16 protein-coding genes and 2 pseudogenes are annotated in these 14,615 nt (G+C 60.2%); 6 read left to right on the top strand and 12 right to left on the bottom strand.

The features are described from left to right. Window positions 1–26 precede the first annotated feature (26 nt). Window positions 27–1,106 carry a tartrate dehydrogenase gene (locus ACODSJ_RS14800; protein WP_489102435.1) on the top strand — a complete coding sequence of 360 codons (1,080 nt, stop codon included), beginning with the start codon at window positions 27–29 and terminating at the stop codon, window positions 1,104–1,106. Between the two features lie 105 nt (window positions 1,107–1,211). Here the strand turns inward: ACODSJ_RS14800 and ACODSJ_RS14795 are convergent, their stop codons facing one another. The 4 genes from ACODSJ_RS14795 to ACODSJ_RS14780 all read right to left on the bottom strand — a co-directional run bounded on the left by ACODSJ_RS14795 (window position 1,212) and on the right by ACODSJ_RS14780 (window position 4,551). After that, window positions 1,212–2,069 carry a GNAT family N-acetyltransferase gene (locus ACODSJ_RS14795; protein ID WP_489102434.1) on the bottom strand — a complete coding sequence of 286 codons (858 nt, stop codon included), beginning with the start codon at window positions 2,067–2,069 and terminating at the stop codon, window positions 1,212–1,214. A 254-nt stretch (window positions 2,070–2,323) separates the two neighbouring features. Next, complete coding sequence (locus ACODSJ_RS14790; RefSeq protein WP_489102433.1) at window positions 2,324–3,409, bottom strand: DUF6161 domain-containing protein; 1,086 nt, start codon at window positions 3,407–3,409, stop codon at window positions 2,324–2,326. Continuing rightward, window positions 3,406–3,549 (bottom strand): hypothetical protein, encoded by a 144-nt coding sequence (locus tag ACODSJ_RS14785; RefSeq protein WP_489102432.1) that lies wholly within the window; start codon window positions 3,547–3,549, stop codon window positions 3,406–3,408. Before ACODSJ_RS14785 ends, ACODSJ_RS14790 begins: the two co-directional genes overlap by 4 nt. A 75-nt stretch (window positions 3,550–3,624) precedes the next feature. Next, window positions 3,625–4,551, bottom strand: a complete 927-nt coding sequence (locus ACODSJ_RS14780; protein ID WP_489102431.1) for a 2-hydroxyacid dehydrogenase — start codon at window positions 4,549–4,551, stop codon at window positions 3,625–3,627. A 197-nt stretch (window positions 4,552–4,748) separates the two neighbouring features. On the opposite strand from ACODSJ_RS14780, the gene gabT reads away from it, so the two are divergent. From gabT to ACODSJ_RS14765, 3 genes are all read left to right on the top strand, one after another. Next, window positions 4,749–6,041, top strand: a complete 1,293-nt coding sequence (gene gabT, locus ACODSJ_RS14775; RefSeq protein ID WP_489102430.1) for a 4-aminobutyrate--2-oxoglutarate transaminase — start codon at window positions 4,749–4,751, stop codon at window positions 6,039–6,041. A 65-nt stretch (window positions 6,042–6,106) separates the two neighbouring features. Then, a complete protein-coding gene (locus ACODSJ_RS14770; protein ID WP_489102429.1) occupies window positions 6,107–6,763 on the top strand; it encodes an HAD family hydrolase in 657 nt (218 codons plus the stop codon). 45 nt (window positions 6,764–6,808) lie between these two features. Beyond that, complete coding sequence (locus tag ACODSJ_RS14765) at window positions 6,809–7,297, top strand: Lrp/AsnC family transcriptional regulator (protein ID WP_003203167.1); 489 nt, start codon at window positions 6,809–6,811, stop codon at window positions 7,295–7,297. A gap of 102 nt (window positions 7,298–7,399) precedes the next feature. On the opposite strand, the gene ACODSJ_RS14760 is transcribed toward ACODSJ_RS14765, so the two are convergent. From ACODSJ_RS14760 to ACODSJ_RS14735, 6 genes and pseudogenes are all read right to left on the bottom strand, one after another. After that, a complete protein-coding gene (locus ACODSJ_RS14760; protein ID WP_489102428.1) occupies window positions 7,400–8,353 on the bottom strand; it encodes an alpha/beta fold hydrolase in 954 nt (317 codons plus the stop codon). Between the two features lie 393 nt (window positions 8,354–8,746). Next, a complete protein-coding gene (locus ACODSJ_RS14755) occupies window positions 8,747–8,980 on the bottom strand; it encodes a hypothetical protein (protein WP_489102427.1) in 234 nt (77 codons plus the stop codon). A gap of 25 nt (window positions 8,981–9,005) precedes the next feature. Next, window positions 9,006–9,803, bottom strand: a complete 798-nt coding sequence (locus ACODSJ_RS14750) for a DUF6630 family protein (RefSeq protein WP_489102426.1) — start codon at window positions 9,801–9,803, stop codon at window positions 9,006–9,008. 190 nt (window positions 9,804–9,993) lie between these two features. After that, window positions 9,994–10,341 carry a hypothetical protein gene (locus tag ACODSJ_RS14745; RefSeq protein WP_489102425.1) on the bottom strand — a complete coding sequence of 116 codons (348 nt, stop codon included), beginning with the start codon at window positions 10,339–10,341 and terminating at the stop codon, window positions 9,994–9,996. A 147-nt stretch (window positions 10,342–10,488) separates the two neighbouring features. Next, entirely contained in the window at window positions 10,489–11,235 is a 747-nt protein-coding gene (locus ACODSJ_RS14740) for a substrate-binding periplasmic protein (RefSeq protein WP_489102424.1), read from the bottom strand. Window positions 11,236–11,361: 126 nt separating this feature from the next. Beyond that, window positions 11,362–11,457: pseudogene (locus ACODSJ_RS14735) on the bottom strand (serine dehydratase); the annotation flags it as partial. A 200-nt stretch (window positions 11,458–11,657) separates the two neighbouring features. Between ACODSJ_RS14735 and ACODSJ_RS14730 the strand changes: the two are divergent. Next, entirely contained in the window at window positions 11,658–12,005 is a 348-nt protein-coding gene (locus ACODSJ_RS14730; RefSeq protein WP_489102423.1) for a BON domain-containing protein, read from the top strand. Between the two features lie 299 nt (window positions 12,006–12,304). On the opposite strand, the gene ACODSJ_RS14725 is transcribed toward ACODSJ_RS14730, so the two are convergent. Continuing rightward, a complete protein-coding gene (locus ACODSJ_RS14725) occupies window positions 12,305–12,694 on the bottom strand; it encodes a MerR family transcriptional regulator (protein WP_489102422.1) in 390 nt (129 codons plus the stop codon). A gap of 72 nt (window positions 12,695–12,766) precedes the next feature. Between ACODSJ_RS14725 and ACODSJ_RS14720 the strand changes: the two are divergent. Then, window positions 12,767–13,845, top strand: a pseudogene (locus ACODSJ_RS14720) (SDR family oxidoreductase). A 44-nt stretch (window positions 13,846–13,889) separates the two neighbouring features. Here ACODSJ_RS14720 and ACODSJ_RS14715 read toward each other — a convergent pair. Beyond that, a complete protein-coding gene (locus ACODSJ_RS14715) occupies window positions 13,890–14,531 on the bottom strand; it encodes an FMN-dependent NADH-azoreductase (RefSeq protein WP_489102421.1) in 642 nt (213 codons plus the stop codon). Window positions 14,532–14,615 lie beyond the last annotated feature (84 nt).

Raw genomic sequence — 14,615 nt, 5'->3', positions numbered from 1 at the left:
GAACCAACACTTGGGAGCCACGCTTGATGAGCAAACCATTTCGAATCGCCGCCATTGCCGGTGATGGCATTGGCAAGGAAGTCCTGCCTGAAGGGCTGCGCGTACTGGAGCAAGCCGCGAAAAAGTGGCAGTTGTCGCTGGACATCGAAGTGCTCGATTGGGCCCATTGCGATTATTACCTGGAACACGGGCAGATGATGCCCGCCGATTGGTTCGAGCAACTCAAGGGTTTCGACGCGATCTACTTCGGCGCCGTGGGCTGGCCGGATAAGGTCCCGGATCACATTTCCCTGTGGGGGTCGCTGCTCAAGTTCCGTCGCGACTTCGACCAGTACGTGAACATTCGCCCGGTGCGGCTGTTTCCGGGCGTGCCGTGCCCTCTGGCCGGGCGCAAGGCGGGGGACATCGATTTCGTGGTGATCCGCGAAAACACCGAGGGCGAATATTCTTCGGTCGGCGGCAAGATGTTCGAAGGCACCGAGCATGAATTCGTGCTCCAGGAATCGGTGTTCACTCGGCGCGGTGTGGATCGGATCCTCAAGTTCGCCTTCGACCTGGCCCAGGCTCGTCCGCGCAAACGGCTGACGGCGGCGACCAAATCCAACGGGATCTCCATCAGCATGCCGTACTGGGACGAGCGCACGGCGCTGATGGCCGAGCAGTACCCGGATGTGAAGTGGGACAAGCAGCACATCGACATTCTGTGCGCCCGTTTCGTCTTGCAGCCGGACCGATTCGACGTGGTGGTGGCCTCCAACCTGTTCGGCGACATCCTCTCCGACCTGGGCCCGGCCTGCGCCGGCACCATCGGTATTGCGCCGTCGGCCAACCTCGACCCGGAGCGACGGTTCCCGTCGCTGTTCGAACCGGTCCACGGCTCGGCACCGGACATCTATGGGCAGAACATCGCCAACCCGATCGCCATGATCTGGTCCGGCGCCTTGATGCTCGACTTCCTCGGCAACGGTGACGAACGCTACCGCGCGGCTCATGACGGGATTCTCAAAGCCATCGAGCAGGTGATCGCCAAAGGGCCGATCACCCCTGACCTGGGCGGGCAAGGCTCGACCCAGGACGTGGGCAGGGCCATTGCCGAGGCGCTTTGAGGCTTGATCTAGGCTGCGACACCTTTTGCCCGCTCACACTGCAGGCATTATTGCAGTGGGTTCGGGCATTGGGGGGCTCCGGCAAAGAGTGGATGGAAGGGTTCTTCAACCTATCGCCTGTGTCACCAAGGCGAACTGTTGCACGGCGCCGCTCGCTTGCGGAGGCGTTCCACGCGCCATTTGCGCCACGCTGTCGACTTTCTTGAGCCCGGCCTCTTCCAACCAGGGCGCGAGGCCGCAGTGGGCCGGAATGTCGATGCGCACGAAGGCGTCGGGTACCCGGGCCAGCAGCACGGCGATCAAGTGCCGTGCCTGTTCGAGGTTTTGCGCGATGACCGGGCCGATGCAGCGCCCACGCCCGAAGGGCCGCAGCAGCGCGAAAGCGCACAACTGGCCGTCACGCTCGATGCCCACGCAATGTTCAACGACACCGGACAGATCGTTCAGCACCGCCGTGCGATCCAGGCCACTGCCGGCATTGGCCAGCTCGATCAGCGGAGCGTGGTCGGCCTCGGTCAGCGAACGGCAACGTTCACCCTCCGCCAGCGCCTGCACGACCGGTACCAACGCCTGCCCTTGATGCTGCTGGATGTGCCCGGAATCGACGAAGCCCTGACTGGCATACAACGGCGCACCGGCCAGCGTCGCGTTGAGAATGGCAGTCCGCGATCCGCAGGCCTCGATCGCCAGCTCCATCAGTTTGCGACCGATCCCCTGGCCCTGATACTCATCGTCGACAATCACCAGGCCGATGGTGGCGTAATCCCCCTGGGCGCAGGTGAACGCCGTTCCGATCAAACGGCCCTGGTCTTCCACGACAAAACCCTGGGCGACGCGCTGCAACATCGCCCAGTCTTCCAGGCGATGAGGCCATTTCAACTGCACGGACAAGGCATGGGCCGAAGGCACATCGGCGGCGGTCATGGCGCGATAAAAATAGAGGGGGCGTTGCGAACTGGACATGGCGAATCACCATTGGGAAGGCACTTGATTGGACGGCTTTTTATGCGTTGCAAGTGGTTGTATCTCACCTGAAACGAGGCCTGGCAAGAGGCTTCAATGGATTCGGCAGGTTTGGCAAGCAACGGCGTCGGCGACCACATTTCTTGCTCGAAACGACGGCTTGACCAGCAGTAAATACCGGGCCGTGAGTCACGGCCCGGCCCGCAACGAGCAGCACATCATGGGTATGGGCGAGCTGCTTTTCGGGTGGACAGTCAGGTCTTCTTGAAGGTGGATAGCAGGTCGGTCAACCCTGGCATGGTCGGCCCCGACTCGTTGGATATCAGCCCTGTCTCCGAACGACTGAACAAGGATTGGAGGATGATTTTCCTCGACTCTTCGTCAACTTGCGTGTCTTGGCTGAGCGTCAGGTACAGGTGCGTCAGTTGCTCGCGTTCTTCGGCATCACGTTGCAAGTGAAAGGCACTGAAAATCAACCGGGACAGTGTCTTGGCAGTGAAGGCGAGGGTCGACAGAAGTGCCACGAAAATGAGCGCGCCCTCCACCTGGTTGAGGGCAATCGGTGTGCGGTCGCCACTCAACCAGATGTTGAAGGAGGTCCACAGGCTGATGACAGAAAAGAACAGGGTGACGCCGAGTATGCCCGTCCAGATGTAGCCACGCGTCTGGTGTTCATTGGCCTTTCTTGCCCAATACGTCGCTGGGCCTTCCAGTCGCAATTTTTCCTGATAAGTGGCTTCCAGGGTAGCGAGACGCTTCGTCCAGGCTCGTTCTTCGGTTTCCTGCCAGTTGGCAAAGCCATCCATTTCCTTTCTGGCTTTTTTTATCAGCCTGGCTTTTGCCTTGAAGAAATTTGAATGGATGTCACGCAATATCGCGGTTTCCGAAGCAGAGCGCTGGGTGACCGTACTGTGTGACGGAAGCTTGAACTCGTAGGCCGCCAGGTACCCGGTGAGGTTGCTGAAGGAGTGGAGCTTGTCACTCTTGTTCAGAAAGGTCGCGTCGTAGAAGCCATTGGCAACCTCGGGTTCGGTCGAATGAATCTCCAGCCACTTCAGCGTGGCGGCCGATCCACTATAGATCCAGACCTCAGATAGCTTTTCTTCCGGTGCTTCTTCATAGATGAAGTCAAACTCTTCGGTCTTCAGCTCATACTCAAAATTCGCGAGGGTGCTGTTGAGATTTTCCAACGCTTGATGGCGTTCGAGTCCTTCGTTCTTGAGTTCCTTGGCGGTGGCCTTCCAGAAAGACAGTTCCGCCTGGATGAATTCGCTCCGTTCGGCGCGCGTGGCAAAGTCGAAGTTGTCGCCACTCAAGGCGGTCAGGCGATAGGTTGTCATTGCGGACCCGACCAAGAGACATTCAAGGCATGGATGCGCAGATCGTCCATGTCAATGGCGCGCAAGCTGACGAGGATCGTTGCGGTCCATGGGTCAATAAGATGTGCCTCCAGTCGCTGTGTCTTGATCGTTTGCTTCATGCATGCTGGTCCTTCAGATGGCTTGAAGGCCGGATGCTATCATTTTGCTATGTCCCTACGGTAGCAGCGGTTTCTTCAATAGCTGCGCTCTCGATCAACCAGCCCCAGCATCGATTCACCCCGTTGATGCCGACGGATGTTCTCCAGCAACACGCCAAACGCGCTCTCGGGCTGGGTCATCGCTGCGATATGCGGGGTCAGCAGGATCTGCGGGTGATGCCAGAAAGGGTGCTCCGGCGCTGCCGGTTCCTGTTCCAGCACGTCGAGCACTGCGGCGCTGAGTTGGCCGTCGGCGAGTGCTTCAAGCAGATCCGCCTCCACCAGATGCCCGCCGCGACCCATGTTGACCAACGCCGCGCCCCTGGGCAGGTGCTGGAACAGTTGCCGATTGAGAATCCCCCGGGTCTGTTCGGTCAGTGGCAGGACGCACACCACGATGTCGCACTGGCCAAGAAAGGCCGGCAGTTGTTCGTCGCCGGCGTAGCACGCCACTGCGTCAATGCGATGCTCGCTGCGAGCCCAGCCCGATAAGGCGAACCCAAAGGTCTTCAGGGTGGCGAGTATCTGCCGCGCCTGCAAACCCAGGCCCATGACGCCGATCCGGCGTTGTGCCGCCGGCACCAGCCGGTGCGCCTGCCAGCAGCGCGCGGCCTGTTGCTGGCGATAACGCAACATGTCCCGGTGCAGGCTGAGCACGGCGAGACTGGCGTATTCGCACATGCCTTGGCTGATGCCGGGGTCGAGCAAGCGCACCACCGGCAACGTCGGCGGCAAACGGCTGAGGTCGAGCTGGTCCACGCCCGCCGACAAGGCAAACAGCACTTGCAGGTTCGGCAGCAGTGTTTCGAGGTCGTCCGGTGCCTGCCAGGCTGCCAGGTAGCGAATCTCCTTCGGGTCGCCCATGTCCGGCCAGGCGCGCCACGGGATATCCGGCGCCTGTTCGGCGAACAGCCGTTGCCAGTGTTCGCCGCGTACCGGGTCAGCTTTATAGAGCAGTGCCATGGGTCATTTCTCGCCGGGGATTGAGGAGCATCAAGCATGCCTCAACGGCTCTGGAGGATTCTGCTGTTTGCCGGGGTGTAAACAGTCGATCCGGATTTCTCAACGGCCAAGTTCGGCGTAGACCTTCGCGTCGAACCCTTAACCTGTGGACACACCGCAACCGCTTTTGGCTGCGAGGCTCACGACGGGAAATGCCAATGAACAGTAAAGTCGAAGAAACCCCCAGCCTGCTGCGCCAGCGTGATCGATTCGTGCCCCGTGGCCTGGTCACCGCGCATCCGCTGGTGATCGATCGTGCCCAAGGGGCGCAGATGTGGGATGTGGACGGCAAGCGTTACCTGGACTTCGTTGGCGGTATCGGTGTGTTGAACATCGGCCACAATCACCCCAAGGTGGTCGCGGCGGTGCAGGCTCAACTGCAAAAAGTCTCCCATGCCTGTTTCCAGGTCGTGGCCTACCAGCCTTACCTGGACCTGGCCCAGCGCCTGTGCGAAATGATCGGCGGCCAGCAGGCCTATAAAGCGGCGTTCTTCACCTCCGGCGCCGAAGCGGTGGAAAACGCCGTGAAGATTGCCCGGGCCCACACCCATCGTTCGGCGGTGATCGCCTTTCGCGGCGGTTTCCATGGCCGCACCTTGCTTGGCACCACGTTGACCGGGATGAGCCAGCCCTACAAACAGAACTTCGGCCCGTTCGCGCCGGAGGTGTTCCACACGCCTTACCCGAACGCTTATCGCGGCGTCACCAGCGCAATGGCGCTCCAGGCGCTGGACGAGTTGCTGGCCACGCAAGTGGCGCCGGAGCGCGTCGCGGCGATCATCATCGAGCCGGTGCAGGGCGACGGCGGTTTTCTCGCAGCCCCTGCCGAGTTCTTGCAGGGCCTGCGGGCACTGACCGAAAAGCATGGCATTGTGTTGATCCTCGATGAGATCCAGACCGGTTTCGGGCGCACCGGCAAATGGTTCGGTTTCCAGCACGCCGGCATTCAGCCGGATCTCGTCACCGTCGCCAAGAGCCTGGCCGGTGGCTTGCCCTTGTCTGGCGTGGTCGGCAAGGCCGAGATCATGGACGCGCCGCTGCCTGGCGGGCTGGGTGGCACCTACGGGGGTAACGCATTGTCCTGCGCGGCGGCGCTGGCGGTGATCGAGGCTTACGAGCAGGAACATCTACTGGCCCGTGGCGAAGTCCTGGGTGAGCGCCTGCGCCAGGGCCTGCTGCGCCTGCAAAGCCGTTACCCGCAGATCGGTGACGTGCGCGGCAGCGGTTTCATGCTGGCGATCGAGTTGATCAAGCCTGACGAGGCGTGCACTCCGGATGCCGACCTCAACCAGCACCTGATCGATGAAGCCCGGGCCGGTGGCTTGCTGGTGATCAAGTGCGGGGTGTACCGCAACGTCCTGCGCTTCCTGGCGCCGCTGGTGACCAGCGAGGCGCAGATCGACGAAGCGCTGCAGATCCTCGACGCCGCCCTGGCACGCGTTCTGGGTTGATGCCTCAAAGGCTGTGGCGGTGCATGGAGCGTTGAACGATGGGACATCATCGGGAGGCTGTACAGATGAGGCTGACTGAATATCAGGCGTTGTTGATCGACTGCGATGAGGTCCTGGTGGATCGGGACTCCTGCGTCTGGGCGGCGTTGCAGCCGCTGCTGGAGAACCGTGGCGAGTCGTCGGACAAGGCGCAGGTGCTGGCCGAGTTCTATCAGGTGCTGCAAGCGTTGTACCCGCGCTTCGGCGAATTGGGCTTCAGCGGCTTGCTGTGTTTTGCCCATCGCCAATTGGCCGAGCGCTGGCAGCTCAAGGCCAGTTGGGAGGAGGGCATGAGCTTCGCGCGGTCGGCCGCCGGTTGGTCGTTGTTCGAGGATGCGCCGGGGGCGATGCTCTACCTGCGCAAGTTCTATCGCCTGCTGGTGCTCGGTGATCGTGATGCCGAAGATCGAGGGGTGTTGTGCGAGCGTCTGGGCATCGAGCCGGAGGATTTCATTTCGCTGGCGAGCGACCCGTTGCAGGACCGCGAGTGGCTGGCGGCGAACAAGCTTGAGGCCGACGCTATTCTTCAGATAACCCGTCCCGGTGCCGGCACTCGCAGGGCCGGGCCGGTTTGCCTGATCTGCCGCAACCTCGACACGCCGCCCCAGCCGTGCGCGGCGGACTACTGCATCAACAGCATGGCGGACCTGGTGGCTCAGCATCAGCTGTCTTTACGTCGCTGATTTTGTTAGAAGATTGTCCTACGAACGGCAGGCAAGAGGTATGCGATGGAAGGTTTAGCGAAACTGGACCGGATCGACATCAGCATTTTGGTAGAGCTGCAAAAAGATGGCCGCATGACCAACGTCAGCCTGGCCGACGCGGTGGGCTTGTCCGCCAGCCCCTGCCTGCAACGGGTCAAACGGCTGGAGTCGCTAGGGTACATCTCCAGCTACAAGGCCCATCTGAACCTGGCCAAGATCACCGATTCGGTGACGGTCTTCACTGAGGTCACCTTGAGCGACCACAAGCGCGAGGACTTCGCCAAGTTCGAATCCAACATCCGCCTGGTGGACGAAGTGCTCGAATGCCACCTGATCAGCGGCGGCTACGACTACCTGGTGCGCTTCATGACCCGCAGCATCCAGGATTACCAGGATGTGATGGAAAGCTTGCTGGACAAGAACATCGGCATTTCCAAGTACTTCAGCTACATCGTCATCAAGTCGCCGGTACGCAAGGACGAGATTCCGCTGCGCAAGTTGTTGCGGCACTGATTTCTCAAAACAGCCCATAGCGGGGCTGAGCTGGATGCAAGATTGTGGTTCACCACTGGAATGTGGGAGCGGGCCAGTCCACTCCCACAAGGACTCAGGCTGTTATTCCTTGAGGAATGTCAGCAGGTCCTGATTCAACCGGTCCTTGTGCGTCTCGGTCAAACCGTGTGGCGCGCCGGGGTAGACGATCAGTCGCGCACCCTTGATCAGCGCCGCCGAGGCCCGACCCGAAGCATCGATCGGCACGATCTGGTCGTCGTCACCGTGGATCACCAGGGTCGGCACGTCGAACTTCTTCAAGTCTCCACGAAAATCGGTGGCCGAGAAGGCGGCGATCGAGTCGTAGGTGTTCTTGCTGCCCGCCTGCATGCCCTGTGCCCAGAACGACTGGATCAGACCCTGGGACGGCTTGGCGCCCTTGCGGTTGTAACCGAAGAACGGGCCGGACGCGATGTCCAGGTAAAGCTGCGAACGGTTCTCCAGGGACGCCTTGCGCAGGCCATCGAACACTTCCATCGGCAGGCCGCCGGGGTTGGTGTCGGTCTTGAGCATCAACGGTGGTACCGAAGACACCAGCACGGCTTTCTTCACCCGGGCGGTGCCGTGGCGACCGATGTAGCGGGCCACTTCACCGCCGCCGGTGGAGAAGCCCACCAGGGTCACGTCCTTCAGGTCCAGTGCTTCGATGACCGCCGCCAGGTCGTCGGCGTAGTGATCCATGTCGTTGCCTTCCCAAGGCTGGCTGGAACGGCCGTGGCCGCGACGGTCATGGGCAATGACGCGATAACCCTTCGAGGCGAGGAACATCATCTGCGCTTCCCAACTGTCGGAGTTCAGCGGCCAGCCGTGGCTGAAGGTCACGACCTGGCCGTTACGTGGACCCCAGTCCTTGTAGTAGAGCTGCACGCCATCCTTGGTGGTGATGTAGCTGGCGGACTGGACCACGCTGCCCACGGCGGAGACGCTGGTACCGGCCTGGACCGGCGAAGCGGCTTCGGCGTTGAGGGTTGCCAGGGCCAATGCAGTGACGGCCAGGGTGCGTTTGAATGTGTTCATCGTTGCTCTCTCCATAAGGGTCGGTTTGTTCTGCTGCGACCGTGTTCGATCGCTTGGTGGGCAGATTAGAGAGCGAGGCGGGGATCGAGAACTGCATGGTATCGATAGCAACTATCAGGAAAAACAGATGGTTACGCTGGAGAGCAAAGCTTGCTCACGCTGACGCCAGCCCAGACACCGCCAATTCCGTGGCGAGGGAGCTTGCTCCCGCTCGGCTGCGCAGCAGTCGTAAGACCAGACGGCTCGGTTTACCTGAAACAACGCAGGGGGCCTGCTTCGCAGGCCAGCGGGAGCAAGCTCCCTCGCCACAGGGGTGGAGGCAAGATGGCTATCGCGAGCAGGGGATTTGAGGTGGATGTCATTTTGGTGAACATCCCGCAGCTGTGGAACCAATCACCCGAACGAAGGCATCGGCCCCAGTGAGTTCAGCAGCCAGGTAATCCCGGCCGCTGCGGCGAGCACCGCGACCAGCAGGCCGATCAGCAACCATTTGGCAATCTTCAGCCATTTCGGTTGTACCGGCTTTGGAGCGAGCGCTTGCAGCGCGAGGCGTTTTTCCTCGAAGCAGCGGGGGCAGGGTGCGTTTTCATGGAAAATCACAGCCCGGCATTGGTCGCAGATTTTCATGGCTCAGTCCAGGCGCGTGGAGGGTTCAGTGTTCATAGACAATGCCCAGTCGCCCCATGACTTCCAGCGCATTGACCAGGGCCAGGCCGTTCATGGAGAGGCAGGCGAAGGTCTGGTACTCATCGAAATGCGTGCCAATGGCCAGCAGCTTCAAATCATGGGCGTCCAACTGCGCGTTGAAATACCGGAGCAGCGCCCGCTCCCAATGGTCGGCCCGGTTAACCGCATCGATAGCCTTGGCATCCGGTGTCGCGATCTCGATGCCCAACTGGCGCAGCGGTGCAAGGGCATTGACCGCCTCGACGCCGTAGGTCGGCCACTCTTTCCATTCGAACTCAGCCAGCCGATTGGTCTCGGCGAGCGCGGACCGGAGCTGAGTCCAGGCCCAATCCCATTGCCCGGTAGGGGCCGGAATGGTCTGCGTGAGCGCATCCGCGTGCGCCTCGTCGAACAGGTAATAGAACAGATCGGCCAGGGTATCGGCCAGAGCCAGCGGCGGCTGTTGTTCGGTGTTCAGGTCGCGGCTCAAGCGCTCCCACGCACTGCCGAGTTCCTCCCAGTCCTCCTCGTCCATGTCATCCTCGATCACCTGCGCCTTGTCGCCGCGCTGGTAATTGTCCAGCCGCGTCTTGCGCACCCGTACACGGCCCTCGGCGAGATCGACGTCGTAGCTGCGGTAATCCAGATAGTTGGTCTGGAAAACGATGCGATCGGGAAACACCTCATGGGTGAGGCTTTCTTCTGCATCGAAATACACGCCGCCCTCAAGCTCGCCGTGGGTGCGGGTGATGCGTTGAAACGACAGCAGGTCGATTGGGTTCATGTGAGGCAGGTCTTGTGGATGAGGATTGAGCGTGGACACTCATGCGCGCCGGCACACACGCACCGGCCTCCTGATGGGCGCTGATCGTACACCAAGGTTCGGGGGTTGCTAAGGGGAGGGGGCGCGTGACCGGCCGGTTGTCGTCATTCACTGTCGGCAAGTAGAACCAACGGCCCCCGGGGTGTGCGGGTCAGAATGGCATTGGCAGCGGCACGGACATAGCCTTCAGGTGGCTCAGGAAGAGAAACCCGCTCACCAGCACCGCATTGACCGACCAGGCCACCGTGAGGAAACGGGCGATCTGACCGTAGACGGGGCTGCCGACATTATCCGCGTTGCGCCAGACCGCATTGAGCATGCAGGCGGTATACGCCACGAAACCCAGCAGCATCAAGCCGAACAGGGACGCGGGCACCCGATTGAATGCCATCAGGATCAGGCCAAACAACACATTGCTGAGTACCACCCCATAGAGCCAGAACACCACCCACAGCGCAGTGTGGCCCTGGGCATTCAACCAATGCTGAAACTTGCTCATTATCGCTCCTTGGACCTTGAGGGTCCGTGTGTCCCTACAAGCCCGTACAGCCTTGAATCGGAGTGTGATCGATACGGCAGTGGCGGGCGCCTATACACGATTGAGTCTAGCGGGTTTTTCGATGAACCCCTGGTCGATGTGGGGAAATTATTGCCCTGTGGGATGCTCGTAGCGCCGCTGGATGCGCCCCAGTTCGCCAGAGCTGCGCAGCTGTTCCAGGGCGCGCGCCCAGGAGGCGACCACCTGGTCGTCACAGTCGGGGCTGAAGGCGATGTACAGTGATGAGCGATAAAGCTCGACGGGAATCCTGCGCAACGTACCCGGGGCAATTTGCAACTGACGGGCGTAGTAAGCCAACCCCGCGTCGGTGTCGCCAACGATGATGTCGGTGCGTCCGGCCAGCAGCATGCGGTACAGCTGCCGGCTCTCGGTGGCGCTCTTGTCCAGGTTGTTGAAGCCCATCGACTGGAGCGTCTGCGGCACCAGGCCGGCGTGGCGCGTGGTGATCTGCGGGGCGTGCAGCAGTTGTTCCAGGGAGTTCAGCGGCGGTGTGGTGCTCAGTTGATAGGCGTGGATGGTTTCTTCCACGATCGGTCCGACCCACTTGAACTGCGGTTCGCGCTCCGGTGTGCGGAACATCGAGTACATGATGGTCTTGGGTCGGCTCTTGAGGATCTGGCTGGCGCGCATGCTGGGTTGCATCGAGATCTCGAATTCGTCCCCGGTCAGCGCCATGATGGCCCGCACGATCTCCGTGGTCATGCCGGTGAGCTGATTGTTTTCCTGATAGTTGTACGGGGCCCACTCTTCGGTGACGACGTGATAGTGCTCGGCCCGCACGACCGTGCCGAGCAATAGACAGAGCAGCGCTGCCGCAAATGTCGAGCGTTTCACGTGGGCTCCTGGTGAGCTGTTTGGGGGCGGTTCGCAGAGGCAACGTAAGCATAGACTCAAACATGTGCCTGTCGGATTGACGTGCTTCAGCAATAGACGCGGTATAAAGGCCGGTCCTTATACCACGGCGGCCCCTTCGGTCTCGATGGCGATGACGGGCACGTCTTGCCAGCCATTGCGATGGAGGCCTTCGACCACCCCGCAAGACAGCTCGCTACCCCCCTCGATAGGCCGCTTTTCTGTCGATCGAGATCGGCAAATATGGGCGGTCAGGGTCGAACTATAATTAAATGTGTGCCGATATTTGCGCAGCGAGACGCCAGCGAATCAGATATCCATAGCGTTCGCCTTACAGGCACAGGGCGAGCGGCAGGACAAATGGGATAGTAGGTGCGCTTGCTGATGTGAAAGAGGATTCAGCCATGAAAATGCACTCTTTACAGCAGTACTCTCACGACCTGGGATCGGCTGTTCATGACGCGTGGATTACCGCCAAGGTGAAATCGGCGCTGTCGATTGCCGACCCGAGCCTTAGCCTGCACATCAATGTCAAAACCTATGCGGGCAAGGTTGTGTTGAGTGGCCGGCTTAACACCCATAAACAGTGTGACCAGGCCATTACTCTCGCTCGTGCGGTTCACGGCGTCGCCGAAGTCGATACCAGCGACTTACAGACCCACATATTCATGCCGGGGCGTTTTCCCGAAGCGCCCAACGCCGAAGAAAGTGCCGAGAAACAACCCTCCTCGTCATCGCATAAGAATCAATGACGATGGCGATTCTGCAGGCACCGTGCGTCTGGTTGGGAAACCAGCGCGCGGTGCCGAGCAGGGAGTAGGGCGCTATCGACCAACGGCGAGCGTCTGATTGGCGTATCAATGCTGTCGATCTCATAACCTACAGCCCCACAGGCGCAGCTTCCTTTCATTTCACTCTCCAATTTCGACACAGATCGAAGTCCATATCGATGCATACAAGGTCTGTTGGACGAGCGCTTCCTGTCCTGCCAGAGGGTTTTAGAAAATGCATATGGGGGGCTTGCTGCTTCCGTTCCCTGGATGCCGACAGTTCAGTTGGCAGCGTTGTTCAGCTTCTGAAGCTCAAGTTGCCTGGCGGCACTGGCTTCGAGGTTCGCCCGCTCTTCATCCAGATACTGATAGATGCCTTGGAAGTTGGCGATTTTCTGTTTGATTTCCGCCATCTTCTTTTCGATCAGCTTGGCACCTTCGGCGCAATCGATCAGCTGGTTGCGCTGCGCATTCAGAATCTCGCCTATTTCCCCCAGGGAAAACCCCATGCTTTGCGCGCGCTGGATAAAGTCCAGATCCTGCAAGGTTTGCGCGGTGTAAACGCGATAGTTGTTGGTTCGCCGCTGTGATGAGATCAGGCCGATCTGTTCGTAGTAACGCAGCGTATGACGGCTGGCGCCGCTACGGGCTTCGAGTTCACCGATTTTCATGAAAACACCGCTTGACCCTAGAGTTGGGTCGATAGTTTACGCTGGGCTCCTCACCTTAACCAGGAGCAGGAAATGAGTGTGGAGTGCTTTGTCACGGGGGGTACCGGCTTCATCGGTCAACATTTGGTGGCTTGCCTGAGTGCAAAAGGTCACACCATTCGGGTGCTGATGCGTCGCCCCGAGCGACTGGCTGCACTGCGCGAGCAAGTCAACCATTTGGGAGGGGATGCAGCCCGGGTATTTGCGGTGGCTGGCGATCTGGAACGGGACAACCTGGGGCTGAGTCTTGCTGACCGTGAAGTGCTAAGGCGCGCTCGGGTCGTGTTCCACCTGGGTGCCCACTTCGCCTGGGGGCTTTCCTCGGCGCATTCTCGTGCCGTGAATGTGGAAGGGGCAAAGCGCGTGGCGCTGCTGGCGGCCGAGCAAAAAAGCCGGTTAGTGATGATCGGCGGCTTCATGCTGAAAAATCATGAACATCTGCAACGCATCGGGATTGATCCTCATTATCCGGAGCTGACGGATTGGTCCGCCGTCTACCGGCGTGTCGGTGGTTACGAGGGCAGCAAGCTGGAGGCGCATTTTGCGACCCTGCAAGTCATGTCCGTCAAGGGCGGGGAGATGACCGTTGTTCACCCCGCGACGGTGTGTGGCCACAGCCGCACGGGGCATATCCTTGACGGTCAGCCGCTGGTGGCGCTGATACGCAACCTTGCGCAGGGCAAGCTGACAGCAGTGCCCGGTACCGCCGAGCACTGGCTGCCACTGGTGACCGTGGATTACCTGGTTGAGCTGGTGGCGGCGTGTGCCTTTGATCCTGCCATGGCGGGCCAGGAACTGCTGGCGCTCGATGACCAGACGCCCAACTTGCGAGAACTCCTGGCACAGGTGGCACAACACGTTGGCGTAAAGTCTCCCAAGCGTTACATTCCGCTCCGCTTGCTGAAGGTGCTACTGAGTATTCCTCCCGTCGCGCGGTTTCTGAATACAAAACCCGAAGCCTTGGACTTTATCCAGACCACGCGTTTCGATACAGCGGCGGCCGAGCAGTTTGCCAACAGGCATGGGATAGCCAAACCGGATGTACGTCAGTCGTTGCGGCACACGGCAACGTTCGTCACTCATACTGCATAGCCGAGGGCAAGGCTCGCTGACGGCGGCAAAGACGCCACCGTTTGCAGGTCCCTCTCTTGAGGCGTCAGCCCCCTATACTGGCTGCCAATTGCCTGGCCTGTTGATTCGCAGCCTCCCGCGCGCTGCGATCAACGTCTTCCCCGAGGATGGTTTTCTCCACGATCACCGAATGCACATCCGTCACGCCGACAAACTCCAGCCAGGCTTCAACGTAGGGTTTCTGAAAGTCGAAGCGCGTTGCCGGCGTGATCGACTGGGCTGAAAAGTCCAGGCCGCGGGCGTACATCACCACGGCAGTCTTGTTGACCAGCAGACCTTCCAGGCCACGCTCCGGATCAAAGCTGAACAGGATATCTTTCTGCGACACCAGGTCGATGAAGTGCTTGAGTTTGTACGGAATGCTGAAGTTCCACAGCGGTACGGACAGCACCAGCACATCAGCGCGGTGCAGGTGATCGGCCAAGTCCTTCAGCGTGTTCCAGGCGTCCTGTTGAGCGGCGGTCAGGGGCGTGCCGTTGAGGCCGGCGTATTTGGCCTCCATCGCCAGGGCATCGAATTCCGGCAGCGCCATGTTCCATAAGTCGAGCGTGACAACTTCGGTGTCTGGAGCGTTTTCCCGATAACACGCGATGAAGCTGCGGGCGACTTCCAGGGAAGCCGAACGCTGCTTGCGTGGGGAGCATTCAATGTGCAGAAGGGTCATCATGGCGCGCCTCGAACAGTGGGTGGGTAGGGCAGGTAGGCGCATTGCAACATAGCTTGATTTGAAATATAAATCGTAAATCATTGC

The sequence above is a fragment of the Pseudomonas sp. FG6 genome, assembly GCF_057809015.1.
The sequence above is the reverse complement of the archived record's forward strand: the minus strand, read 5'-3'. Positions and strand labels throughout refer to the sequence as shown.